Origin of the sequence: Streptomyces radicis (assembly GCF_003626575.1) — a bacterium.
Taxonomy (GTDB): domain Bacteria; phylum Actinomycetota; class Actinomycetes; order Streptomycetales; family Streptomycetaceae; genus Streptomyces; species Streptomyces radicis.
In genome coordinates, this window is the sequence record NZ_RBDY01000002.1 from 1 (window position 1) to 24,800 (window position 24,800).

The window sequence follows — 24,800 nt, forward strand, 5'->3', positions numbered from 1 at the left end:
GGTTTACAACCCGAAGGCCGTCATCCCTCACGCGGCGTCGCTGCATCAGGCTTCCGCCCATTGTGCAATATTCCCCACTGCTGCCTCCCGTAGGAGTCTGGGCCGTGTCTCAGTCCCAGTGTGGCCGGTCACCCTCTCAGGCCGGCTACCCGTCGTCGCCTTGGTAGGCCATCACCCCACCAACAAGCTGATAGGCCGCGGGCTCATCCCACACCGCAAAAGCTTTCCACCGACAGACCATGAGGCCACCGATGTATATCCGGTATTAGACCCAGTTTCCCGGGCTTATCCCAGAGTGCGAGGCAGATTACCCACGTGTTACTCACCCGTTCGCCACTAATCACCGGCCGAAACCGGATCATCGTTCGACTTGCATGTGTTAAGCACGCCGCCAGCGTTCGTCCTGAGCCAGGATCAAACTCTCCGTGAATGCTTCAAACCAAGCAATCCACCGAGAACAGATTCTCGCTGAACATACTTCATCAATACAACTGGCATTGACTTTTGGCACGCTGTTGAGTTCTCAAGGAACGGACACTTCCTTCAAGCCCCTCTCAGGACCCTCCGGGCGTTTCCCTTCGCTGTGTCCACCACTCTAGAAGCAATCCCCGCCGAATTCCAAATCCGGCCCCGGGATCCCCATTCCAGGCAGACCAAAGAAACCCTCACGGGCCTTTGAACGCTTGTGGTGGAGTGCGCCCTGTCAAGAGCGCTCGGGCAACGTTACGCCCCCGACTCCGGTGCGTCAACTTGACCCCGGGAGGGCGAACTCCGCCCACACCGCTTTACCGCCCTCGGGGAGGCGGCGGGCGCCCCACTCGGCCGCGATCGTGGCGACGACCGCGATGCCGCGGCCCGCCTCGTCGGCGGGTTGCGCCTGCTGGCGGCGTGGCAGGTGCTCGTCGCCGTCCGTGACCTCCACGATCAGGCGGCGGTCCGTGCGGCGCAGGCGCAGGCCCATGGGGGCGCGGCCGTGCTTGAGGGAGTTGGCCACCAGCTCGCTCGCCGCGAGCACGCCGAGCTCGCGCAGCTCCTCGGGGAAGCGCCAGCTGGCGAGCACGCCGTCCGCGAACGCCCGGGCGCGCGGGGCGGCTTCGATGCCGCCGAGGAGGTCGAGGGCCGCGCCCCTGAAGAGGTCGGCCTCCTCGCCCTCGCGGGCCGGGCAGCTGAGCACGAGGATCGCGACGTCGTCGTCGTGCTCCTCGGTGATGCCCAGGGCGCGCAGCAGGCGGTCGCAGATGATCTGGGGGGTGTCGCCCGCGCCCGCGACGGCGCGTTCGAGCGCGTCGAGGCCCTCGTCGATGTCCGCGTCGCGCCGTTCCACCAGGCCGTCGGTGCACAGCACGGCCGTGGCGCCCTGGCCGAAGGGGACCGTGCCCGATGTATGGACCCAGCCGCCGGTGCCGAGCGGGGGGCCCGTGGGCTCGGAGACGCGGCGCACGCCGCCGTCGGGCTCGCGGATGAAGATGGGCAGATGGCCCGCGGACGCGTAGGTGAGGCTGCCCTCGTTGGGGTCGTGGACGGCGTAGAGGCACGTGGCGATCTGGGTCGAGTCGATGTCGATCGCGAGGCCGTCGAGGAGTTGGAGGACCTCGTGGGGCGGGAGGTCGAGACGCGCGTAGGCGCGCACGGCGGTGCGCAGCTGGCCCATGATCGCCGCGGCGCGCACGCCCCGGCCCATGACGTCGCCGATCACCACGGCCGTGCGCCCCGCGCCCAGGGTGATCACGTCGTACCAGTCGCCGCCGACGGCGGCGTCGGTGCCGCCCGGCTGGTAGGTGGCGGCGACGCGGAGGTCGTCTGGCTGTTCGAGGCGCTGGGGGAGCAGGCTGCGCTGCAACGTGACGGCCGCGGCGCGCTGCTGGCTCTCGCTCTCGCGCAGGCGCTCGGCGGAGACGACCTGGTCGGTGACGTCGGCGGCGAAGACGAGGACGCCGCGCTGCGCGGGGGCGTCGGGCGTGGCGGTGAGCTCGACGGGGGTGCACGTGAACGTGAAGTAGCTGTCGCGGCCCGTGCCGTGGACGCCGCGGGACTTCAGGGTGCGCGGGGTGCCGCTGCGTTGCACCTGGTCCATGAGGGGCAGCAGGCCGACCTCGGCCAGCTCCTCGAGGGCCGTGCGCGCGGGGGCGCCGGGGGTGCGGTGGCCGAAGAGGGCGGCGTAGGCGTCGTTGACGTAGGCGACGCGGTGGTCGGGGCCGCGGACGACGACGACGGGGGCCTGCACGTGGCCGAGCAGCTCGTCGATGGCCGACGCGTCGACGCCGTGGCCGCTCCTCGGTCTGGCCGCCGGGTCCTGGCGGTCGCCGCCTCCGCGGGCGGCGGGCACGGCGCCCGCGTCCGCTCCGGTGGCGCCGCCGTGGCGCCGCTGTGCCCCGGGCAGCCGGATGCCCCAGCGCGTCAAATTCACGACTTTCCGATCTGATTCGTTCTGGTTTGCACGTCTACTCTTCGCTGAGCGGCAGCGCACCCATCGTCACATGCCGGGTCTCGGTCAGGTGCCCTCGGGGTGGCGTCCGGTGCCGGCGGCGAGCTCGAACTCGGCCCTGGGGTGTTCGAGCGAGCCGAGTGAGACGATCTCACGTCTGAACAATCCCGCAAGGGCCCATTCGGCGAGGATCCGCGCCTTGCGGTGGGCGGTGGGGACGCGGCCGAGGTGATACGCGCGGTGCATCAGCCAGGCCGCCGGGCCCTTGACGCGGCGGCGGCGCACGCGGGCGACGCCCTTGTGGAGGCCGAGGGACGCGACCGAGCCGAGGTCGCGGTGACGGTAGTCGGTGAGGGGCTCGCCGCGGAGGGCGGCGGCTATGTTGTCGGCGAGGCGGCGGGCCTGGCGCGTCGCGTGCTGCGCCGTGGGGGCGCACAGGGCGCGTGGTCCGCCGGTGTCCTCGCGTGTGAGGTCGGGCACGGCGGCGGCGTCGCCCGCCGACCAGAGGTGCTCCCTGTCCTCGACGCGCAGGTCGGGGCGGCAGCGGACGCGACCGCGGCCGTCGAGGGGGACGTCGCACGAGGCGAGGACGGGGTGGGCCTTGACCCCCGCGGTCCACACGAGGGTGCGGGTGGGGTGCCGTGAGCCGTCGCTGAGGGTGGCGACGCGGTCGTCGCACGACTCGAGGCGGGTGCCGAGCCGGACGTCGACGTTGCGTCCGCGGAGCTCGCGGAGCGCGTAGGTGCCCATCTGCTCACCCACTTCGGGGAGGATGCGGTCGGTGGCCTCCACCAGGATCCACTTCTGCTCCTCCGGGCGGATGTTGTGGTAGTAACGGCACGCGTAACGTCCCATGTCCTCGAGCTCGGCGAGGGCCTCGACGCCCGCGTAGCCGCCGCCGACGAAGACGAACGTGAGCGCGGCGTCGCGGACGGCGCTGTCGCGGGTGGACGACGCGATGTCGAGCTGCTCCAGGACGTGGTTGCGCAGGCCGATGGCCTCCTCGATGGTCTTGAAGCCGATGCCGTGGTCGGCGAGGCCTGGGACGGGGAGCGTGCGGGAGATGGAACCGGGGGCCAGCACCAGTTCGTCGTAGTCGACCCGGAGCGGTTCGCCGCCGGTCTCCTGGTCGGCGGGTGTCCGCACGGAGATCGTTCGCCTTCCCGGGTCGACGGCGGTGACCTCGCCGGGGAGGAAGCGGCAACGGGAGAGCACACGACGGAGCGGGACCACGACGTGGCGGGGCGAGAGCGATCCGGCCGCGGCCTCGGGCAGGAAGGGCTGGTACGTCATGTACGGATCCGGGCTGATCACGGTGATCCGGACGTCGCCGCGCCGTAGCTCGCGCCGGAGTCCGCGCTGGAGGCGGAGTGCGGTGAACAGGCCGACATGGCCGCCGCCGGCCACCACGATGTGGGCGGGTTGCTTGGTCACCTGTCCATAAGGCACCCGTGGGTGGCCGTTTGTCCACAGGCGGGACACGGCGCTGCTCCGATCGGGGGCGGCGGGGGCCTGGCGCGGCGGGGTCGGAAGGGAGCCCTCTCGCTGTCAGTGGCCTCAACTATGTTCGTAACTCTTGGTTCGTAACTCTTACTACACGCGGCGTCTTTTCGGGAAGCGACCGCAGCACCGGGGGAATTTCATATGCGGATCAGTGGATCCGGGGACGGTTCTGAAGTGCCGCCCTCGGTCGAGCACCAGCGTGCCGGTGGGCGTGTGGCGGCGGGCGGGGCGGCGGCGGGGAAGTCGTCCGCGCCGCTGCGCGTGGACGCCCAGCGCAATCTGCGGCATGTGCTGAGCGCGGCGCGGGACGTGTTCGGCGAGCAGGGGTACGGGGCGCCGATGGAGGAGGTGGCGCGGCGGGCCAGGGTCGGCGTGGGGACGGTGTACCGGCGTTTCCCGAACAAGGAGGCGCTGGTGCGGCACATCGCCGCGGAGGAGACGCGGCGGTTGACGGATCGGGCGCTCGAGGCGCTGGCGAGGGACGACGAGCCGTGGCGGGCGCTCGCGGGCTTCGTGGAGCGGTCGGCGGCTTCGGGGGCCGGGCGGCTGCTGCCTCCCGAACTGTTGACGGCGGGGGCGGGCGTCGCGGCGGGCGGTGGGGGGCGCGAGCGGGTCCCGATACAGCGGGCGGTGCCCGAGGGGGACGCGGGCGAGGCGCGTGAGGGCAGGGGGGCGGGGACGCGGGAGCTGCTCTCGGTGGTCGGGAAGCTGGTGGAACGGACGCGGGCCGCGGGTGAGTTGCGGGCGGATGTGACGGTGGCCGACCTGATGCTGGTGATAGCGACGACGCCGCCCAGGTTCGAGGATCCGGCGCGGCAGACGGCGGCGGAGTCGCGGCTGCTCGAGATATTGCTCCAGGGGTTGCGGGCCAGCGGCGAGGGGCGCGTAGGTGAGGGGCGCGTAAGGGAGCGGTGACGGAGAGCGCGCGAAGCGAGGTGGATGCCCCACCAACGGGTGGTTCTCCGGTGAACTGCCCTTGGGCCACCGGAGCGTTGTGGCAGCCTTGCCGGTGTCGCTGACAGCTATGTAAACAGGGGCTTTCCGGCTATGGGCGTTGACGGCGTTGAGGGGCATGGCGAGGACGCCGGTGAGTCCGTGGTGCCGCGGCAGCGCGTTCCCCATGGTGAGGCGGGCGACCTGGAGTTGGTCGACCGGATGCGTCGGGGTGCGCCGGAGGCGTACGACGAGTTGTACCGGCGCCATGCGGAGGCCGTGCGCCGTTATGCGCGGACGTGCTGCCGGGACGCCGACACGGCGGACGACCTGACGAACGAGGTGTTCGCGGCGACGTTGCAGGCCGTGCGCCGGGGTGGCGGGCCGAGGACGGCGGTGCGGGCGTATCTGCTGACGTCGGTGCGGCGCGTGGCGGCGGACTGGGGGCGAACGGCGCGGCGGGAGCAGCTCGTCGAGGACTTCGCGACGTTCGCGGCGTCGGACGCGGCGGCGCGGGCGGGGGACGCGGACGCGCTCGAGCTGGGCGCTGACGTCAGGGCGATGCACCACGCCGAGCAGTCGATGGCGATGCGGGCGTTCCGCAGCCTGCCCGAGCGCTGGCAGACGGTGCTGTGGCACACGACGGTGGAGGAGGCGTCGCCGCAGGACGTGGCGCCGTTGCTCGGGTTGACGCCGAACGCCACGTCGGTGCTCGCGCACCGGGCGCGTGAGGGGCTGCGGCAGGCGTATCTCCAACAGCACGTGAACCGGGCGGGCAGCGACGGCGGGGAGTGCGCGCGGTACGCGGACCGGCTCGGGGCGTTCGCGCGGGGGGGTTTGCGGGCGCGGGCGGAGCGGGGGCTGCGCAAGCACCTTGCCGAGTGCGGGGCTTGCGCGCTGGCGGCGTCCGAGGTGCGGGACCTGAACGAGCGGATCGGAGCGATCCTGCCGATCGCGGTGGTCGGGTGGTTCGCGGCGGAGTTCTCGTTCAAGGGCGCCGGGGTGTTCCTCGGGGCGGCGGGAGCGGGGGCCGCGGGGTCGGCCGCAGCGGCGGGCGGCGCGGCCGGTGGCGCCGCCGGTGGCGCGGGATCGGTGGGTGGCGGGGCGGCGGCCGAAGGGCTCGGCGCGCCCGCCAAGGTGGGGATCGTGGGCGGGGCGGTGGTCGCGGCCGCGGCGGCGACGCTCGCGCTCGCCCTGATGGGGGGCGAGGCGGAGGAGGAGCCCGATCCTGCGCCGCCCGCGGCGGAGGAGGAGCCGCCGCGGCGGACGCCCGCGCCCCCGGCGGCGGCGCCCGCGCCGCCCGACCCGGCGCCGGAGCCCGTTCCGGAGCCGGTTCCGGAGCCCGAGCCCGAACCGGACCCTGGCCCTGCGCCCGAGCCGACGCCCGAGCCCGAGCCGCCCGCTCCGGAGCCCGAGCCCGCGCCCGAGCCGCCCGCGCCGCCGGAGCCTCCCGAGTCGCCCGCGCCCCCCGCGCCGCCCGAGCCGCCGCCGCCCGCCGAGGGGTTCGAGCTGCGGCGGCTCGCGTTCGACTTCCTGAGCGACGGCACCACCCCGGCGCTGCGGACGCTGGAGAGCACGCCGGTGTGGCAGCGGGACGGGGTGTCGATCAACGGCCGGGCGTACGAGCACGGGATCAGCGTGTCGGCGGCCTGGTCGTCGGTGACGATCGACCTCAACCGCGACTGCGTCACCTACGAGGCGCTGGCCGGGCTCGACGACCTGACGCACGGGATCGGCGCGGCGGTGTTCGGGGTGTACGGGGACGGGACGCTGCTGTGGACGTCGGACGTGGTGGCGGGCACGGACGACGCGGTGCGGGTGAACGTTCCGCTGACGGGCGTGGAGACGCTGCGGCTGACGGTCGAGCCGCGGGGCCCGCTCGGGGCGGCCGCGCTCGCGGACTGGGCGGAGTCGGAGATCAGCTGCGCCTGAGGGGCGTCACGGGCTGACGCCGCTGGTGACGGCGCGGGGGTCGTGGTGGCCCTCGGCCGTCCAGCAGGAGCCGCGGCGGGTGAGCAGGCGGCGCAGCCACACCTCGGTGGAGACCAGCTCGGCGAGGCCGTCGAGCGGCAGCGGCTCGCCCTCGGCCGCCGCGCGCAGCGCCTTGCGGACGACGCGGGCCTCGATCAGGCCCGCGTCGGCGAGGAGCGGCGCCTCGAAGAGGCCCACCACGTCGCTGATGTACGCGCGCAGCCCCGAGCGCACGGAGTCCGCGTGTGAGGCGTGGGTGGTGTGGCCCCAGCCCGGGGGCAGGTCGCGCACGCCCGCGCCCTCGAGCACGGCGCGCAACACCTCGGCGCGCGCCCCGGGTTGGACGCGGTGGCTCTCGGGGAGCGCCTGGCAGGCGCGCACGACCTGGTTGTCGTAGAACGGCGCGTGGAGCCGCTGGTGGCGCACCTCCGCGGCCTGCTCGAAGACGCGGTGGTCGGCGGCGTGGCGGGCGAGGACGGCGCGGGCCAGCTGCTCGCCGGGGCGCCCTGTGGTGGCGCCGCCCCTGGGGTGGGCGGCGACGGCCTCGAGTCGAATCGATACTTCTGCCAGCGCCTCGCCGGTGAGCCAGCGCGCCGCGGGCCCCGGCCTGCACCAGGCGAGCGCGGCGAGCGAGGCGCCGAGCGCCCCGTCGGAGAGCAGCTCGTCATCGATGGGTCGGCGCAGCAGGACGGCGGCGCTCGAGAGGCCCTCGGGGTAGGGCGTGCGGGCGAGCTTGCGGGCGGCGCGGTAGACGGTGAACGGGACGCGGATCGCGCGCCCGCCGCCCCCGCTGGCCTTGGCCAACGCCGTGACGGGGCGGACCAGATGGCGGCGGCGGCGGTCGAGCAGGAGGTCGGCGAGGCGGGCGGGGTGGGCGTCGAGGACCTGGCGGGCGCCGTTGCCGATGAGGTGGTCGGAGCTCCCGGCGGCGAGCCGGTGGCGGTGGCGGGCGGCGCTGACGAGGGAGGGGCCCGGCTCGTCGGTGAGGGGGCCGCCCTCCAGGTCGGCGTAGGGCAGGGCCTCGTCGCCCGCGGCCACGACGACGTGGTGGAGCCGGGGGCTCTCGGCGATGATCCGCGCGCGCTCCATCTCGGCGGCGCGGTCGACGCCCGCGTGGCCTCCGGTGGCGGTCAGGTCGTTGAACGTCACGGCCAGGAGGCGTTCGCCGGCGAGGGTCGCGCCGGTGCCGTAGACCGTGCCCGGCATGCCGGGGAGCCCGGCGGCGAGGAGCGCGACGGTGGCCGAGGCGCTGCCGCCCGAGAGGTCGGCGCCGACGCCGGGGGCGGGCTCGGGGCCCATGCGCGCCGCGCGGCGGTCGGCGGGGCCCATGCCCGGCACGGGCCCCGGGTCGCGCGCCGGCGCGTGGCGCGGGGCCGCGAGCCGGGTGCGCACCGCGGCGACGAGCGCGTCGCGGACCCCGGCGACGGCGGCCTCGCGCTCGACGGGCGGGGCGGCGACGACGAGGGGGGTGGCGGGCTCGTACCCGAGGATGTCGCGGCTGCCGCCCTCGCGCAGCCGCAGGGCGTGGCCCGGGGGGACGCGGGTGACGCCTCGGTAGGGCGTGCCGTCGCCGACGGCCTCGGGGGCGTCGGGGCAGGCGAGCAGGGCGGCGAGGTGGGGGACGTCGAGCTGGGCCTCGGTGAGGTCGGCGAGCGGGAGGGCGGCGGTGGAGTACGCGGTGCCGCCGGCCCAACTGGTGTGGAACACCGGTCTTGTGCCCGCGAGGTCGGCGGGGATGACGGTGCGCCGGCCGAAGCGCGCGACGGCGGTGTAGCTCCCCGGCCACGTCGTGAGCTGGCGGAGCGCGCCGGCGCGCGCCGAGACGAGCGAGCGGCGCAACGTCTCGTCATCCGCGCCGCAGTAGCCGAAGACGGCCAGGTGGGTGTCGCCGTCGGCGTAGACGAGGCGCACCTCGTCGGGGCGCCAATCGCCCACGGCCCACAGGGGATCGGGCCCTTCCCACAGCAACTGGGCGCCCAGGGGCTGGATCTCCCGGGCCGCGCTGGCGGATGCGCCGCACCACCCCACCAACCACCGCATCGCCGCCTCCCCCACTGAAAGAATGCATGGACCGCCGCATGGGTGTTTGCTGACAGGCCCATGCTGCCACGGGAGGGGCGGGAACGGGGCATGACCGTGAGGTAGTTCGCCCGCGTGGCGAACTACCCTGTGCGCTCCCCGGTGTGAAGGACGGGATTACCGGGGCCCGTGGGGCGACTCCGGGGAAACCGACCATTTTCGGCCAAAGTCTGGCCGAGGAACGGCCCATGGCGCGGGCGCGCGGGGGCAGGTGACGTCGTGGTCCGGGAGACGCTGGCCGCCTCCCGGACCAGGCCACCGTCCGCGGGGAATGAGACGGTGGCTTCCCCCGGCCCGCTGGTCCCTCGGGACAACGGGCCGACCCACGCGCTGTCCATCGAAGCGGCCCCGCCCCCGACTGCCCAGAGCGCACGGGCGGGCGCACGGCCACATGCCGGGAGCACAGTCACGGCGCCGACCCGACGCTCGTACACATGTACGGTCATAAACACGCCATCCGGGATCCACCCCCTTAACGGTCAGCAGGCGCCGAACTACGCTGGGTTGGCGGAGGCACGGAAAAGCCCTGCGCTGGTCGCGGGGCTGCCGTTGGTGTGTGTCAGGGGTGCGCGCATGTCCAGGGAACAACGCGGGCCGAACGAAAAGCTGGGCGCGGTTCTGGCCCTCGCGGGGATCAGCAACGCCGGACTCGCCCGGCGCGTCAACGACCTCGGCGCACAGCGGGGATTGACGCTGCGCTATGACAAGACATCGGTCGCGCGCTGGGTCACCAAGGGCATGGTGCCGCAGGGCTCGGCACCGCACCTGATCGCCGCCGCCATCAGCAGCAAGCTGGGCCGCCCCGTGCCGCTGCACGAGATCGGCCTGGCCGACACGGACCCGGCGCCCGAGGTGGGGCTCGCGTTCACCCGGGACGTGCCGGGGGCCGTGGCCTCCGCGACCGAGCTGTACCGGCTCGACGTCTCGCCGGGCAAGGGCATCTGGCAGACGCTGGCCGGGTCGTTCGCCATCAGCGCCTACGCGACGCCCGTCTCCCGCTGGCTCATAAGCCCCGCCGACGTCTCCGTCGCCCGCGACGGCGTCGCCGCGCCGCGCGACGGCGGGATCGGGCGCGTGGGCCACTCGGACGTCTCCAAGCTGCGCGAGGCGGCGCAGGAGGCGCGCCGCTGGGACTCCAAGTACGGCGGCGGCGACTGGCGTTCGTCGATGGTGCCGCAGTGCCTCCGCACCGACGCGGCGCCGCTCCTGCTCGGCAGCTACACCGACGAGGTGGGCCGCTCCCTCTTCCGCGCCACGGCCGAGCTGACCCGCCTCGCCGGGTGGATGGCGTTCGACACGGGCCAGCAGGAGGCCGCCCAGCGGTACTACATCCAGGCGCTCAGGCTCGCGCGCGCGGCGGCCGACGTGCCGCTCGGCGGGTACGCGCTGGCGTCGATGTCGCTCCAGGCGGTCTACCGGGGCTTCGCCGAGGAGGCCGTCGACCTGGCCCAGGCCGCCCTCGAGCGGAACCGCTCGCTGGCCACCGCGAAGACGATGAGCTTCTTCAAGCTGGTGGAGGCGCGCGCGCTGGCCAAGGCGAAGGACGCGCCGGGCTGCGAGTCCGCGCTCAACGCCGCCGAGGGCTGGCTCGAACGGTCGCGTGACGGCGACGGCGACCCCGGCTGGCTCGACTTCTACAGCTACAACCGCCTGGCCGCCGACGCCGCCGAGTGCTACATCGACCTCAACGTCCCCGGGCAGGTGCGGCGTTTCACCGAGCACGCGCTGTCCGAGCCGACCGAGGAGTTCGTCCGCTCGCACGGGCTGCGCCTCGTGGTGGCCGCGGTCGCCGACCTCGAGGAGGGGAACCTGGACGCGGCGTGCGCCAAGGGCGCGCGCGCCGTCGAGGTCGCGGGGCGCATCTCGTCGGCCCGCACGACGGACTATGTGCGCGACTTACTCTCCCGCCTCGCGCCCTACGCGGACGAGCCGCTGGTCAAGGAGCTCCAGGAGCAGGCCCGCCCGCTCCTGACCGCTCCGGCATGATGTGACACATGACACTGGCAGGGTACGGATGCGATGTGCTGGTGATCGGCGGCGGCGTCGTCGGGCTGGCCACGGCGCACGCGCTGCGTGAGGCGCGCCCCGGGCTCGCCGTGACCGTGCTGGAGAAGGAGGCGGCGCCCGCCCTCCACCAGACCGGGCGGAACAGCGGGGTCATCCACAGCGGCGTGTACTACAGGCCCGGGTCGCGCAAGGCGCGGTTCGCGGTGAGCGGGTCGGCCGAGCTGGTCAAGTTCTGTGCGGAGCACGGGATCCCGCATGCCACGCCGGGGAAGCTGATCGTCGCCACCGAGCCCGACGAGCTGCCCAGGCTGCACGAGCTGGCCCAGCGCGCCCGGCGCAACGGCGTTCCGGTGCGGGAGCTGGGACCCGCGCAGATCGCGGAGTACGAGCCGGCGGTCGCGGGCATCGCGGCGCTGCGCGTGGAGAGCACGGGCCAGTGCGACTTCGCGGCGGTCGCGCGGCAGCTGGCGCGGCTGGTGGACCTGCGGACCGGCGCGGAGGTCGTGGCCGTGGACCGGCGCGTGGGCCGGGGTGTGGCGGTGCGCACCCGGCGCGGGGAGGTGCTGAGGGCGCGCGCGTTGGTGAACTGCGCCGGGTTGCACAGCGACCGGATCGCGCGCCTGGCGGGCGACGACCCGGGGCTGCGGATCGTGCCGTTCCGCGGGGAGTTCTACCGGCTGAGGGCCGAGCGGGCGTCGCTGGTGCGGGGGTTGGTCTACCCGGTGCCCGACCCGGCGTTCCCTTTCCTGGGCGTCCATCTGACGGCGGGGCTCGACGGCGAGGTGCACATCGGGCCCAACGCCGTGCCCGCGCTGGCGCGTGAGGGCTATGACTGGCGCACGGTGGGGGCGCGCGAGCTGGCGGACGAGCTGGCGTACCCCGGCGTGTGGCGCATGGCGCGGCGCCACTGGCGGTATGGCGCGGGGGAGTTGCGCCGTTCGCTGTCCAAGCGCGCGTTCACGGCGGCGGTGCGGCGGCTGCTGCCCGGGATCACCGAGCGCGACCTGCTGCCGTCCCCCGCCGGGGTGCGCGCCCAGGCGGTGCTGCCGGACGGGAGCCTGGCCGACGACTTCGAGATCGCCGAGGCCCCCCACACGGTGCATGTGCTCAACGCGCCGTCCCCCGCCGCCACGGCGTGCCTCCCCATCGGCCGCGAGGTCGCCACACGCCTGCTGGACGGGCCTGGGCTCGCGTAGCGGGAGCGCGCGCCCGGCGCTGTCCCCGCGCGCCCCCGGCGCGCCCTCAGCGCTCGTAGGCCGCGAGGCGTAGGCCCTCAGAGCCTTCGCGCGTCACCGGGGTCAGCGTGTAGAGCTGGTGGCCGTCGAACGCCACCGTCACCTCGTCCGACGAGCGCTCGGGGTCGAGCGGGACGCGCCCCGCCGGGGACTCCGCGCCGTCGGGCGCGTCGAGCCGGAACAGCCGCAGCCCGTCGTCGTTCACCGGGTGCGCGAGCAGCGGCCTGCCGTCGCCGTCCACGCCGAACAGCTGGGTGGCCGACGGCAGCTCGGCGCTCCAGCGGCGTTCGCCCGTGGCCAGGTCGTAGCCCGCGAACGACGTGTCGCTCTCCCGCGTGAACAGCACCTCGCCCGTCACCGCAGCCATCTCGGGGCGCACCCGGTCGCGCGGCAGCCGCCACGCCTCCTCGCCGGTCTCCGCGTAGGCCACCAGGTCATCGCCCTGGAACAGCAGGACCGGGTCGCCCGCCAGGATCCCGCTGAGGCCGAGCGCGGGGTCGGTGACCGGGTGCGTCCACTCCAGGGCCCCGGTGTCCGCGTGGTAGACGCTCAACTCCCGTTCGCCCCCGGGGTCGTCGGCACCGCCGCAGCGGGTCAGGACCGCGACGCGCGAGCCGACGTGCGTCGCGGACAGCGGCTCGCGCCCGCCCTGGCACAGGGGGATGCCGCCGTCCTCGGGCGGGGCGGGGAACGCCAGCGGCTCGCCGGTCCCGACGGCGAAGCGGTGGAAGCCCTCGACGGCGCCCGTCGCCTCCAGGCCCACGGTGACGGCCTCCTCGCCGACCGTCACCGTCGCGTCGGCGGCCACCACCGGGCGCTCGAACCGCTCGGACCACAGCAGCGCGCCCGTCGTCGTGTCGATCACGGCGAGCACGGAGCAGTCGGCGGCGGGGGTCGCGTCCGGGCTCGCGGCGCCCTCGGCGCGGTAGAGAACGGCGCCGACGCCCGCGGAGTTGGTCGCGTCGGACGCCGCGCAGGGCCGTGTGCCGCCCATCGGCGGGTCCACCTGCCAGCGCGGCACCCCGTCCACCGTGTCATAGCCGGTCACGCCCGCGGTCGAGACCAGCGTGACCGTGCTGTCGTGCGCCCACAGGCGCGTCGCGCGCCGGTCGGACTCGTCGGCGCCGGCGCGCACCGGGGGCGCGTCCCAGGCCTCCACAAGCTCCTCGGGCTCGCCGGTCGGCGTGGCCGTGGCCGCGACCATGTCCTCGGCGCCCGCCGAGCCGTTCTCCCGGCTGAACACCACCACCCAGACCGTCAGCAGCGCCAGCAGCAGCACCGCCACGGGCAGCACGAACAGTCCTGTGCGGCCTTGCCCTTCACCCATGGCACATCCCCCGAAGTCCCACACGTCACTGCCCGGGGCGCGCTGAACGCCCGTCGGACCGGCTCACCGTGTCCGACGCCGCACAGCCGCCGCTCGGTTCCTCGCCGAATCGCCGTAAAATCGGACGCATTGTGACCGAGACCGACAGCGACCTCACCTTTCTCACGACTGAACGCGCCCGGATGTTCCCGCGGGGCGCCGGTCCCGCGCCCGATCCCGCCGGGGCGCACCACGACCGGACGATCCGCAGCTTCCAGCCGCGGCGCAGCCGGGTCACGCCCTCGCAGCGGGACGCGCTGCTGCGCCTGTGGCCGCGCTGGGGCCTGGACATCGACGGGCTCGCGCCGCTCGACCTGCCCGCGCTGTTCGGCGGGCTGCCCGTGGTGCTCGAGATCGGGTTCGGCATGGGCGAGGCGACCGCCGAGATGGCCGCGGCCGACCCGGACACCGGCATCCTCGCCGTTGACGTGCACACCCCGGGCCAGGGCCATCTGCTGCGGCTCGCCGAGAAGCGCGGCCTGACCAACGTCCGCGTGGCCAACGGCGACGCGCTCATCCTGCTGCGCACGATGCTGCCGCCGCGCGCGCTCGCCGGGGTGCGGGTCTTCTTCCCCGACCCCTGGCCCAAGAAGCGACACCACAAGCGGCGCATCATCCAGCCGGAGTTCGTCGAGCTCGCCGCCTCGCGCATGGCGCCGGGGGCGCTGCTGCACTGCGCCACCGACTGGGCGCCCTACGCCGCGTCGATGCTCGAGGTGCTGACGGCCAGTCCGTCGTTCGCCAACGCCGCGCCCGAAGGCGCGGACGGCGTCAGGGCGTTCGCGCCAAGACCCGCGGTGCGGCCGCTGACCCGGTTCGAGCGGCAGGGGCTGGCGAAGGGGCACGAGGTGCGGGACCTGCTCTTCAGGCGGCTCGACGACCGAGCAGACGGCTGAGCCGCGAGCCGAGCCGCGAGCCGAGCAGACGACCGCGCTGTTGACGGCCCGTCGACGCGGGGGCGACGGGCGGGTGAAACGGTTCGCCGCCGCCGTGGGCGCATCTGTCAACGCCAGGGCGCACACCGTAAGGTCATGGCGTGCGCCCGTCGCTCTCCCCCACGTTCGCCACCGTGGTGCCCCTGGTGGTCTGTGGCCTGATCGTGTCGGTCCTGGTGTGGCGCGAGACCGGCGCGCCGGGATTCCTCGTCGGCCTCGGCCTCGCCCTGCTCCCCGTGCCGGTGCTGATCGGCGTCTTCCACTGGGTGGACGCGCTGGCGCCGCGCCCGTGGCGCCCGCTCGCGTTCGCGTTCGGCTGGGGGGCGTGCGTCGCGACGCTGTTCGCGCTGCTGGCCAACAACCTGCTGGTGAGCTGGCTCACCGACGACCCCGCCACCATCAGACCCACGCGCGCGGACACGTTGGAGCTGACGGTGATCGCGCCCGTGGTCGAGGAGACGGCGAAGGCGGTGGCGGTGCTGCTGCTCTTCCTCCACCGGCCGCGGGCGTTCCACAGCGTCATCGGGGGCGTCGTCACGGCCGGGTTGGCGGCGACGGGGTTCGCGTTCACCGAGAACGTCCTCTACCTGGGCAACGCCTTCACCCAGGACAGCGCCGACGGCGGGGGCGGGATGCACTCGGGGACGCTGGTGGCGTTCTTCGTGCGGATCGTGATGGCGCCGCTGGCGCACCCGATGTTCACGGTGCTCGCCGGGATCGGCCTCGGCCTCGCGGCCACGCTCGCGCCGCACCGGCCCCCGTCGTGGCGGTGGCTGCTGCCGCTCGGCGGGCTCGCGCTCGCGATGGGGCTGCACTCGGCGTGGAACGCCGCCGCCTCGCTGAGCCTGACGGGATTCGGCGCGGTCTACGGGCTCGTGATGATGCCCGCGTTCTGCGTGCTGTGCTGGCTGGTCGCCTCCGCGCGGCAACGGCAGCTGCGGGTGGTGCGGAAGACGCTGCCGCTCTACGCGGCGGCGGGCTGGGTGGCGCCGGGGGATCCCGAGGCGCTGGCGTCGCTGCGGGCGCGCTCGGCCGCGCGCCGGCGCGCGCGGGAGGCGCACGGGTCCACGGGGTGGCGCGCGATGGCGGGCTACCAGGCGGCGGCGACGTCGTTGGCGCTCCTGCGGCACCGGGCCGAACGCGGCGCGGTGCGGCCCGACTTCGTGGCGGCCGAGCGGGAGCTGCTGTCGCGGCTCGCGGAGCATCGGGCGGCGGTGACGCCGCCGGTGAGCGCGCCGTAAGGGCCGCTGCGGGGCTTGAGGCGGCGGCGCCCCAGAGGGCTGCCGGTCAACGCAGCGACAGGCGCAGGCCGTCGCGGCTCTTGGCGTGGCCCAGGATCCACTGCCGCTCCTCGGCACGGAGCTGACCGGGGACGGCGAAGCCGAAGAGGTCGATCCGGGGGTTCACGTCGAGGTGGTCGAGCAGCCGGGCCACGGTGAACCCCGTGGTCGGCTCGGCGGCCCAGCGGACCTCGCCGATCAGCGCGGGGTCGCGGACCGGGCGGCTGAGCGACAGGTCGCCGACGTAGGACTGCGCGCCCGCGACCAGCCGCCCGCGGATCGCCGCGCGCCACTGCGCGGGCCGCTCGCCGAACACCAGCCGCGTGCGCGCCCGCCGCCGCCACCCCGGGCCGCCGCTGCGGTGCGATACGGCGTGCACGTCGACGCGTTCGCCCGTTCCCTCGCGGTGGGTCTGGAACGAGTCGACGCGCACCACCAAGTCGTAGGCGTCGATCGCGGCGCCGAGGCCGCTGGCGGCCACGCTCTCGCCGTTGGCCACGACGCAGACGGAGCGGCCCGCGAGCTGGGCGCGGAACGCGTCCACGCCGATCGGGTCGCCGCCGTCGAGCGGCAGCTCGTGGTCGAGCCGGTGGCCGGTGAGCGTCTCGAACCGTCCCTGCGCGTGCATGGCGTCCTCCTCGCGCCCGTCCGCCTCGAGCGCCTCCGCGCGCAGCCGCCACGCGCCGCCCGCGCCGGGGCGCAGCGCCACGGCGCTGTCGGCCAGGCGGCGCGCCAGCCGGATCTCCCCGGCGTCCAGGGCGCGGCGCCCGACATTCAGCAGGGCCTCGAACGAGCGGTCGACCGACGGCTCGAACGTCGTGTGCTCGGCCACGAGCGCGCCGACGGCCGCGACGAGCTCGGTGCGCTCCGCCGGGGTCGGCCCTTCGAGGGAGACGAGGTGTGCGGCGCACTCGCGCACGCACGCCGTGAGGAGATCCTCCGCGCGCGCGAGGCTTCCGGGTCGCAGCCTGACCTTCATACTCTCGACTGTGCACGCCGGTCGGGCTGCCCGTGTGACTGCCAAGCACCGGCAAGGTGAACGTTGCCTGTCTAGCGCTTCGCGTCAACCGACCGTAGTGTTCCCCTCACCGTACGCGTGGGTTGGAGCGCGATGTTCACCGACTACGAAGTGCAGCTGCGGGAGCGCTTTCTCGCCGCTCCCGTCTCCCCGGCCCCGGCGCCCTGGCGACCCGTCTTCCATCCCCGCCCCACCGTGCCGATCGGCGGGCTGCTCGGCATCGGCTTCGCGCCGGACCCCGCGGCGGGGCACGACCTGGTGATGGTGGTGTCACAGGGCGGGCACGGGGTGTTCGACACGACGACGGGGAAGCTGCTCGCCCGCGACCGCGACCCCGACCCCGATGTCTCCGACCCGGTGGGGCCCCTGCTGACGTGCCCGGGCCTCGGCCCGCTCGCGGGCGCGCAGATCCGCATCGCGGGCCTGCACGGCGGCGGCCTGCACGCCACGACGGACGACGGCTGGTCCCTCGATGTCGTCAGCCCGGACTGGCCCCACCACCGCGTGCTGCTGTCCACCGACGGCGGCCTGTGCCACGGCCCGGCGGGCGGCGTGTGGTGGCACATCCACCACACCTCCCACGCGCCCCTCCGCACGGCGGGCTTCTCCCCGACGGGCCAGACCCTCGCGGTCGCGACGGCGACGGACCTGACCCTGCTGACCCGGGCGCCGTGAGGGCGTTCGGCGGGGCGCGGCATGATGGGCGGATGCCCACCGCGTCGAGCCCCGCCGTCGCCGCCAGGATGAGCCGCCAGGCCCGCCGTGACACCCGCCCCGAGCTGGCCGTTCGCCGCCTCCTGTACGCGGCGGGGCACCGTTACCGCCTCCAGCGGAAGGTCCCCGGCATGCCGCGGCGGACGATCGACATCGCCTTCCCCGGCGCGCGGGTCGCGGTGTTCCTCGACGGGTGCTTCTGGCACGGCTGCCCCGAACACGCCACCTCGCCCCGGGCGAACGGGGCGTGGTGGCGCGCGAAGCTGGACACCAACGTCGCCAGGGACCGGGAGACGACCGCGCGGCTGACCGATGAGGGCTGGCGCGTCCTGCGCTTCTGGGAGCACGAGTCCCCGGAGGTCGTGGCGGGCGAGGTGGCGCGCGTGGTGGGGGAACGGCGGGCGGGGTGAGCCGTCGGGGCAACGCGCGGGCGTGGCCGGCGCGTCGGGCGGGTGGGGTCGCGGGCTACGCCGCCGCCTCGGTCAGGGTGGCGAGCTCCGTGTCCTTCAGGGTGAGGTCCGGCAGGGCCAGGAGCGCGGGGAGCTGGGACGGGGTGCTCGCGCTTGCGATCGGGGCGGCCACCGTGGGGCGTGAGGCGAGCCAGGCCAGGGCGACGGTCGCGGGGGCGGCCCCGTGGGCCGCGGCGACCTCGTCGAGGGCGGCCAGGACGCGCGGGCCGCGCTCGGTCGCGAGGTGCGCGGCCGCGCTCCCGGCGCGCGGGCTGTCCACCTCGGCGCCCCCCGGCCTGTACTTGCCGGTGAGGAACCCGGCGGCCAGGCCCCAGTAGGGCAGCGCGGCGAGGCCGAACTCCTCGGCGAGCGCGCTACGTTCGCCCTCGTAGGTGTCGCGGGACACCAGGCTGTAGTGCGGCTGGATGGCCACGTAGCGGGCCGTGCCCTCGGCGACGGAGAACTCCAGGGAGGCGCGCAGCCGTTCGGGCGTGATGTTGGAGACGGCGATCTCGCGGACCTTGCCCTCGGTGACCAGGTCGTCCAGGGCGGTCATGATCTCGGAGACCTCGACGGTCTCGTCGTCGACATGCGTGTAGTACAGGTCGATGTGGTCGGTGCCGAGGCGGCGCAGGGACTCCTCGGCGGCGCGCTTGATCGTGGGCGCGGCCAGGCCGGTCAGCTCGGGGTGGCTGCCGACCTTGGTGGCGATGACGACCGAGTCGCGGTCGCGGCGGGCGAGCCAGCGCCCGATGACGGCCTCGGACTCGCCGCCCGCGTGGCCGGGCGCCCAGTGGGAGTAGGAGTCGGCGGTGTCGATGAAGTTCCCGCCGGCGGCCGCGTAGGCGTCGAGGACGGCGAAAGAGGCGGACTCGTCGGCGGTCCAGCCGAAGACGTTCCCGCCGAGGCACAGCGGGGAGACCTGGAGGGAACCGACGGTGCGTGTGGGATGCATGCGTTCAGCGTAGGCGCCTTACGTGAACGCCTGATGAGAGACCGACGGCCCTGACGTCGGGGGGAGCCGCCAGGGCCGCCGGAACCTGAGGGGGCCGGTCAGATGGACAGGCCCTTGTCGCGCAGCCAGGCGAGCGGGTCGATCGCGTCGGTGCCGTTCGGCAGGACCTCCAGGTGGAGGTGCGGGCCCGAGGAGTTCCCGGTGGAGCCGACCGCGCCGATCGTGTCGCCCGTGGTGACCTCCTGGCCCGCGGAGACGCTCATCGAGGAGAGGTGGCAGTACCAGACCTCGGTGCCGTCCTCGAGCTCGATGATCACGCGGTACCCGTACGAGCCCGCCCACGCGGCCTCCTGGACGGTGCCGGTGTGGACGTTCTTCACGGGGGTGCCCGCGGGGGCGGCGAAGTCGGTGCCGGTGTGGGTGGTCTGCCACATCGGGCCGCTCTCGCCGAACGTCGTGGAGATGCGGTAGTCGGAGAGGGGGAGGGCGTAGCTCTCGCGGAGCTGGCGCAGCCGCTCCTCCTCCTCGCGGCGCTGGCGCTCCTCCTCGGCCTGGCGCTGCCGCTCCTCCTCGGCGGCGCGCTCGGCCTCCGCGGCCTCGGCCGCCTCGGCGGCGGCGTCGGCCTGGACGGCCTCGAGCGCGGCGGCCCTGTCCTCGGCCTCGGCGGTGGCCTCCTGCTGGTCGGCCTGCTGGAGGATCCGGGCGCGCAGGGCCTCGCCCGCGTCGGTGTGGCCCGCGGCGATGTCGGCCTGGGTCACGCCCGCCGAGGTGAAAGGCGCCGCGGCGGGGGCCGCTTCCGCGGTGTCCGGGGTGCCCAACAGGCCACCGAGGACCGGGATTTCCTTGACCTTGTCGGCCGCGGCTCCGACGCCGGGCATCCCGGCGGCGCCTTCCTCGTTGGCCGTGGCCATGCCACCGGCGCCGACCGCCGCCATCACCCCGACGCCGAGGACCGCGCGGCTGCGGGCGATCGTGCCGCCGCGCTGCCGGGCGACGCGGTGCTTCCCGCGGACGGGGCGCAGCGTCTCCTCGCTGGGGTTCCACTCGGCGTAGGGCTCGTCCGGCGTGGTGGTGGGGCCGTAGAAGGCGGGGTACGCGTCGAGGGTGTCGCGCGCGCCGTGCGGGTCGTGCGGGCCGAACGTGTCCTGGTGGGTGTCCTCGAGCGAGGCATGCCGGTTCGACGCCACGGAGGCGTTCTCCTTTCCTTCCTCTCGCCTACCGGGTTAGCTGACGGGTTCGGAGCAGGAAGGTCTCCTACGGTCGGCCGGCCTGGGTGGCTGCCGGCAGTCCGATTCACCCCAAGTGTTGGGTCCCCGGTTCCTTTGGTGCAGTTGTTTCGCACACGCCGGATTCGGCGATGGAGCACGGTGCCGTCCCTGTGCGACGGCGGTGACGACCGCGCTGCGTTATCGAACGTTAATAGACGCGGCCACCGGATTCCAAGTGCCCACGGAAAATAAACGAGTCCATGACCAGGATTTAAACCCTTCAAGTCCCGCAAAACCGGGCATTTTTGCGGGGCGATGTGCGGCACGTCGCATCTGACGGTACGTCAATTGTTATGCGGAGCGGCGTCCTTCACCTACGCACGGTGATCAACGGGGGTGGTGGCCGCTTCGAGGGCGGGCGCGGCGGCCCCCGCCGACCCGACGGCCTCGCGCGCGTCGTAGGCGGCGCGGGCGGTGGCGATCTCGGACTGGTGGCGCTCGGTCCAGGTCACCAGCGCCTGGATGGTGGCGTGCAGCGTGGAGCCGAGCGGGGTGAGGGCGTAGTCGACGCGGGGCGGCACGGTGGGGTGCACGGTGCGGCTGACCAGGCCGTCGCGCTCCAGCTGGCGGAGCGTCTTGGTCAGCATGCGCTGGCTGATGCCGTCCACCTCGCGGCGCAGCTCGGTGAAGCGCAGGCCCTGGCAGTCGAGCAGGGCGATGACCAGCAGCGACCACTTGTCGGCGATGCGGTCGAGGATCTGGCGGACCTCGCAGTCCTCGCGGGTGTCCCACTGGCGGGCGTCGTAGGCGTAGTCGTCCACGCAGGGGGCGGGGCCGACCGCCTCGGTACCCGTGCGGTGCCTGGGGAATTCCGAAGTGCCTTCTTCCATGACCCTTGATGGTTCCGGATGATGCTGTCAGTTACAAGAGGGAACCACCTCTGATCGACCGATACGCATCTTCCGAAGGGATTTCTGACGTGTCCACACGTGCCTGGGGCATGCTGTTCGTCCTGTGCGGCGCCATATTCCTCGAGGGCATCGACCTCGCCATGCTCAATGTGGCCCTGCCCTCGATCCGGGCCGATCTCGGCCTGTCGACCGGCGAGCTCCAGTGGGTGATGAGCGCCTATGTCCTCGGCTACGGCGGCTTCATGCTGCTGGGCGGGCGGGCCGCCGACCTGTTCGGGCGGCGCCGGATGTTCGTGGGGTGGCTCGCGGTCTTCCTGCTGTTCTCGGGGCTCGGCGGGCTGGCGACCGAGGCGTGGATGCTGATCGCGGCGCGCTTCGTGACGGGGGTGGCGGCGGCGTTCATGACCCCGGCCGGGCTCTCGATCATCACCACGACGTTCCCCGAGGGCCCGCGGCGGAACCAGGCGCTGCTCGTCTACTCGGGGACCGCCGCGGGCGGCTTCTCGCTCGGCCTGGTGACCGGAGGGCTGCTGACGTCGATCGGCTGGCGCTGGGTCTTCTTCGCGCCGGTGCTGCTGTCGGCGGTGATCCTGGTCGCGGCGCTGGCGCTGCTGCCGCGGGCCGATGCGGGAGAGGACGGGGCAGAGGAGAACGGGGCGACGGGGGCCGCGGTGGGGCGCGCGCGCCGGCGCGGGGTGGATGTGCTGGGCGCGTTGACCGTGACGGGCGCCATCCTGCTGCTGGTCGCCACCGTCGAAGGCGCCACCCACACCACCGCCGCCAGGAGCGTCACGACGCTGGCGGCCTCGCTCGCGCTGTTCGCGGCGTTCGTGGTGATCGAACGGCGCTCGGCCGCCCCGCTGGTGCGGCTCGGCATCCTCCGCTCGTCCGCGCTGGTGCGGGCGAACGTCGGGGGCCTGCTGGTGGCGGCCGCGTTCTTCGGCTTCCAGTTCATCGCGGTGCTCTACCTCCAGGAGCTGCGCGGCTGGTCCACGCTCGAGACGAGCTTCGCGATGCTGGTGCTCGGCATCGACGCGATCCTGGCGCCGCTGCTGACCCCGCGCCTGGTCAACCGCTGGGGCAACACCCGCGTCATCCTCGGCGGCCTCGTCGTCGCGGCGACCGGGTACGCGCTGTTCCTGCCGATCGGGATGGACACGGTCTATCTCGCGATGTTCCCGACGATGCTGCTGGTCGGCATCTCGTTCGCGCTCGCCTACGGCCCGCTGACCATCGCGGCCACGGACGGGATCGCGGAGGAGGAGCAGGGGCTCGCGGGGGCGTTGTTCTACACGTCGTTCCAGTTCGGGGCGGCGCTCGGGCTCTCGTCCGCGACCGCCGTGAGCGTCGCGGTGGGGGGCGCGGGGGAACGCGGGATGCTCGACGGGTACCGGGCGGCGCTGCTGGTGCCGTTGGGGGCGGCCGTGCTCGGGGCGCTCGTCACCGCGTCGGGGCTGCGGCGGAACGGGCCCGCGCGCGAGAGGGCGCGCGAGGACGCCGCCACGCCGGCGGTCACGGGGTAGCGCGCGGATCACGGTACGGCGCGCGGGGTCGCGGGGTGGCCGTCCGGCACGGGGTGGTGGACGGCCAGCAGCGCCATGTCGTCGTCGAACGCCCCGTCGCAGTGCGCGACGACATCGGTGACCACGGCGTCGAGCAGCTCGGTGGGCCCGCAGAACGCCCGCCCGTTGAGCCGCGCGACCGGGTCGTAGAACGTGCCCACCGCGTTCCTGGCCTCGCTCAGCCCATCGGTGTACAGCAGCAGCTGGCTCCCCGGCGGGAACCGCGCGTGCTCCACCCGCTCGGGCCCCGGCAGCAGATCGCCGAGGCCCAGCGGGAGGGCGGGCTCGGCGGCGAGGTAGCACGCCTCGCCGCCGGGACCGAGCAGCACGGGCGGGGGATGGCCGCGGTTGACGAAGCGGATGCCGAGCGGCGGGCCTTCGTCCACCTCGACCACGACGGCGGTGGCGAACCCCTCGACGGGGTCGAGCGAGGCGCGGTCGGCACGCTCCCTGACCAGGGCCCTCTCCAACCGCACGGCGACCTCGTCGATGCGCGGCTCGTTCTCGGCCGCCTCCCGGAACGCGCCGAGCAGCACGGCGACCGCCTCGGTCGCGATCAGGCCCTTGCCGCGGACGTCGCCGACCAGCAGGCGCACGCCGTACGGGGTCTCGCGGGCGGCGTACATGTCGCCGCCGATGAGCGTGTTGCGCTGGGCCGCCCGGTAGCGCGCCGCGACCCGCAGGGATCCGGCGCGCTCCGGCGGCTCGGGGACGACGGCGCGTTGAACGGCCTCGGCGACGTTCGTGGCCGAGACGACGCGCTGGTCGCGGTGGGCGACGATCCGGTTGATGGCGAGGGCGAGCACGGAGATGACGGCGACGGTGCTGGTCTTGAACGCGCTGGAGACGTGCCAGTACGTCTGGGCGACGACCGCGCCGGTGGCGAGCGCGCCGTAGAGGGCCGTGACAGGGAACGACAGCACCGGCGCCGCGAGCAGCGGGGCGGCGCAGTAGAACGCGGTGAGCGTGACGTGCGGCGGGGTGAAGAGGTCGAACAGCAGCCCCATCAGGAGGAACGCCGCGGGCAACACGGCATACACCCAGGCCCGAACCCCCCATGGCGCCGTCGTACGCACGCCCCCCAATCTGCCCCCGATACCCGGAGGCGGCGAGTCGATCATGGTCAGGGGTGGTCGGAGGTGGTCCGGAACGGTCAGGGGCAGTCAGGGACGGTCCTGGCGGGTGCTTCCGTTCGGCTTCCGCTGGAGTTCGGCGGGGCGACGGGTGGGCTTCGTCGGGAGGCGGGACAGTCGCCGTCGAACGGAAGCGCACAGGTGAGGAGTACCGTCATGGCTGTGTCACGCAGAGGAGTGCTCGGTGCGGCGGGGGCGGCGGGCGCCGCGGGGATCGCGGGGGTCGCCGGCGCGACCGCGGCGAGCGCCGTGCCCACCTCGCCCGCCTCGCCCGCCACCGGCGCGCACGGGCGGGCGGTGATCGGGCCCGCGGGGCGCGACCGGCTGCACGTCATGAGCTTCAACATCCGCTACGACGCGGGCGCCGCCCCCGGCACGCCCGACTCCTGGACCGACAGGCGGCCCGTGCTCGAACGGTTCCTGCGCGTCGAGCAGCCCACCGTGATGGGGGTGCAGGAGGCGTTGTACCACCAGGTCAAGCAGCTCGACGGCGACCTGGACCGCGACTACGACTGGATCGGCCTGGGGCGCGAGGGCGGCGGCCGGGGCGAGTTCATGGCCGTCTACTTCGACACGCGGCGCGTCGAGCCGCTCGACTACGACCACTTCTGGCTGTCCGACACCCCGAATGTGATCGGTTCCGCACACTGGGGGAACACGGTCATCCGGATGACCACGTGGGTGCGCTTCGCCGACCGCCGCACCGGCAAGGAGTTCATCCACGTCAACACGCACTTCGACCACCGGTCGGAGAACGCGCGACAGCGCGGCGCCGCGCTCGTGCGGGACCGGATCGCGGACTTCGACCCGGCGCTCCCCGTCGTCCTCACCGGCGACTTCAACACCCCGGCCGAGAGCTCCGAGTCCTACCGCGTCCTGGTGACCGAGGGCGGCCTCGCCGACACCTGGAACACCGGCGAGCGCCTGACCCCGGCCTGGGGCACCTTCCCCGACTACCAGGCCCCGGTCGAGGGCGGCAGCCGCATGGATTGGGTCCTCGCGAACGAGCGCGTCGAGGTCCGGCGGGTCGCCATCAACACCTACACGCACCAGGGCCGTTACCCCTCCGACCACGCCCCGGTCCAGGCCCTCGTCCGCCTGGTCTGACCGGCCGGG

Annotated in this window: 19 protein-coding genes, 1 rRNA gene and 1 riboswitch; of the genes, 10 read left to right on the plus strand and 10 right to left on the minus strand. The window is 74.1% G+C overall.

Annotation, left to right across the window (positions count from 1 at the left end; all coding sequences use genetic code 11):
• The 3 genes from D7318_RS02890 to D7318_RS02900 all read right to left on the minus strand — a co-directional run.
• A 16S ribosomal RNA gene (locus D7318_RS02890) occupies positions 1–430 on the minus strand; the annotation flags it as partial.
• A gap of 315 nt (positions 431–745) precedes the next feature.
• On the minus strand, positions 746–2,407 hold the full coding sequence (locus tag D7318_RS02895; RefSeq protein WP_120695255.1) for an ATP-binding SpoIIE family protein phosphatase: 1,662 nt from the start codon (positions 2,405–2,407) through the stop codon (positions 746–748).
• An 84-nt stretch (positions 2,408–2,491) separates the two neighbouring features.
• Positions 2,492–3,859: an NAD(P)/FAD-dependent oxidoreductase gene (locus tag D7318_RS02900; protein ID WP_120695256.1), complete on the minus strand. Its 1,368-nt coding sequence runs from the start codon at positions 3,857–3,859 to the stop codon at positions 2,492–2,494.
• Between the two features lie 210 nt (positions 3,860–4,069).
• Here D7318_RS02900 and D7318_RS02905 point away from each other — a divergent pair, with 210 nt between their 5' ends.
• Both D7318_RS02905 and D7318_RS02910 read left to right on the plus strand, forming a co-directional pair.
• On the plus strand, positions 4,070–4,843 hold the full coding sequence (locus D7318_RS02905; RefSeq protein ID WP_120695257.1) for a TetR/AcrR family transcriptional regulator: 774 nt from the start codon (positions 4,070–4,072) through the stop codon (positions 4,841–4,843).
• Positions 4,844–4,975: 132 nt separating this feature from the next.
• The gene (locus tag D7318_RS02910; RefSeq protein WP_120695258.1) at positions 4,976–6,793 is read left to right on the plus strand and encodes a sigma-70 family RNA polymerase sigma factor; all 1,818 of its coding nucleotides are present in this window, start codon (positions 4,976–4,978) and stop codon (positions 6,791–6,793) included.
• Between the two features lie 6 nt (positions 6,794–6,799).
• Here D7318_RS02910 and D7318_RS02915 read toward each other — a convergent pair whose 3' ends face one another.
• Positions 6,800–8,872, minus strand: a complete 2,073-nt coding sequence (locus D7318_RS02915) for an asparagine synthase-related protein (RefSeq protein ID WP_120695259.1) — start codon at positions 8,870–8,872, stop codon at positions 6,800–6,802.
• A 612-nt stretch (positions 8,873–9,484) separates the two neighbouring features.
• On the opposite strand from D7318_RS02915, the gene D7318_RS02920 reads away from it, so the two are divergent.
• A complete protein-coding gene (locus D7318_RS02920; protein ID WP_120695260.1) occupies positions 9,485–10,897 on the plus strand; it encodes an MFS transporter in 1,413 nt (470 codons plus the stop codon).
• A gap of 8 nt (positions 10,898–10,905) precedes the next feature.
• On the plus strand, positions 10,906–12,114 hold the full coding sequence (gene lhgO / locus D7318_RS02925; protein ID WP_120695261.1) for an L-2-hydroxyglutarate oxidase: 1,209 nt from the start codon (positions 10,906–10,908) through the stop codon (positions 12,112–12,114).
• 46 nt (positions 12,115–12,160) lie between these two features.
• On the opposite strand, the gene D7318_RS02930 is transcribed toward lhgO, so the two are convergent.
• A complete protein-coding gene (locus D7318_RS02930) occupies positions 12,161–13,480 on the minus strand; it encodes an outer membrane protein assembly factor BamB family protein (protein ID WP_147437597.1) in 1,320 nt (439 codons plus the stop codon).
• 182 nt (positions 13,481–13,662) lie between these two features.
• On the opposite strand from D7318_RS02930, the gene trmB reads away from it, so the two are divergent.
• Complete coding sequence (trmB, locus tag D7318_RS02935) at positions 13,663–14,415, plus strand: tRNA (guanosine(46)-N7)-methyltransferase TrmB (RefSeq protein ID WP_120695678.1); 753 nt, start codon at positions 13,663–13,665, stop codon at positions 14,413–14,415.
• Positions 14,416–14,555: 140 nt separating this feature from the next.
• Positions 14,556–15,695, plus strand: a complete 1,140-nt coding sequence (locus D7318_RS02940) for a PrsW family intramembrane metalloprotease (protein WP_120695263.1) — start codon at positions 14,556–14,558, stop codon at positions 15,693–15,695.
• A 46-nt stretch (positions 15,696–15,741) separates the two neighbouring features.
• Here D7318_RS02940 and D7318_RS02945 read toward each other — a convergent pair whose 3' ends face one another.
• A complete protein-coding gene (locus tag D7318_RS02945) occupies positions 15,742–16,713 on the minus strand; it encodes a hypothetical protein (RefSeq protein ID WP_120695264.1) in 972 nt (323 codons plus the stop codon).
• 132 nt (positions 16,714–16,845) lie between these two features.
• Here D7318_RS02945 and D7318_RS02950 point away from each other — a divergent pair, with 132 nt between their 5' ends.
• Both D7318_RS02950 and D7318_RS02955 read left to right on the plus strand, forming a co-directional pair.
• Complete coding sequence (locus D7318_RS02950; protein ID WP_120695265.1) at positions 16,846–17,427, plus strand: hypothetical protein; 582 nt, start codon at positions 16,846–16,848, stop codon at positions 17,425–17,427.
• 32 nt (positions 17,428–17,459) lie between these two features.
• Positions 17,460–17,876, plus strand: a complete 417-nt coding sequence (locus D7318_RS02955) for a very short patch repair endonuclease (RefSeq protein WP_230423291.1) — start codon at positions 17,460–17,462, stop codon at positions 17,874–17,876.
• A 55-nt stretch (positions 17,877–17,931) separates the two neighbouring features.
• Here D7318_RS02955 and D7318_RS02960 read toward each other — a convergent pair whose 3' ends face one another.
• From D7318_RS02960 to D7318_RS02970, 3 genes are all read right to left on the minus strand, one after another.
• The gene (locus tag D7318_RS02960; protein WP_120695266.1) at positions 17,932–18,870 is read right to left on the minus strand and encodes an aldo/keto reductase; all 939 of its coding nucleotides are present in this window, start codon (positions 18,868–18,870) and stop codon (positions 17,932–17,934) included.
• A gap of 98 nt (positions 18,871–18,968) precedes the next feature.
• Entirely contained in the window at positions 18,969–20,057 is a 1,089-nt protein-coding gene (locus tag D7318_RS02965; RefSeq protein WP_183091307.1) for a M23 family metallopeptidase, read from the minus strand.
• Positions 20,058–20,067: 10 nt separating this feature from the next.
• Positions 20,068–20,237: riboswitch (cyclic di-AMP (ydaO/yuaA leader) on the minus strand.
• Positions 20,238–20,452: 215 nt separating this feature from the next.
• Positions 20,453–20,968, minus strand: a complete 516-nt coding sequence (locus D7318_RS02970) for a winged helix-turn-helix transcriptional regulator (RefSeq protein ID WP_120695267.1) — start codon at positions 20,966–20,968, stop codon at positions 20,453–20,455.
• A gap of 89 nt (positions 20,969–21,057) precedes the next feature.
• On the opposite strand from D7318_RS02970, the gene D7318_RS02975 reads away from it, so the two are divergent.
• The gene (locus D7318_RS02975; protein WP_230423292.1) at positions 21,058–22,512 is read left to right on the plus strand and encodes an MFS transporter; all 1,455 of its coding nucleotides are present in this window, start codon (positions 21,058–21,060) and stop codon (positions 22,510–22,512) included.
• An 8-nt stretch (positions 22,513–22,520) separates the two neighbouring features.
• Here D7318_RS02975 and D7318_RS02980 read toward each other — a convergent pair whose 3' ends face one another.
• On the minus strand, positions 22,521–23,591 hold the full coding sequence (locus D7318_RS02980) for a PP2C family protein-serine/threonine phosphatase (protein ID WP_230423294.1): 1,071 nt from the start codon (positions 23,589–23,591) through the stop codon (positions 22,521–22,523).
• A gap of 249 nt (positions 23,592–23,840) precedes the next feature.
• Between D7318_RS02980 and D7318_RS02985 the strand changes: the two genes are divergently transcribed.
• Positions 23,841–24,791, plus strand: a complete 951-nt coding sequence (locus D7318_RS02985) for an endonuclease/exonuclease/phosphatase family protein (RefSeq protein WP_120695270.1) — start codon at positions 23,841–23,843, stop codon at positions 24,789–24,791.
• Positions 24,792–24,800 lie beyond the last annotated feature (9 nt).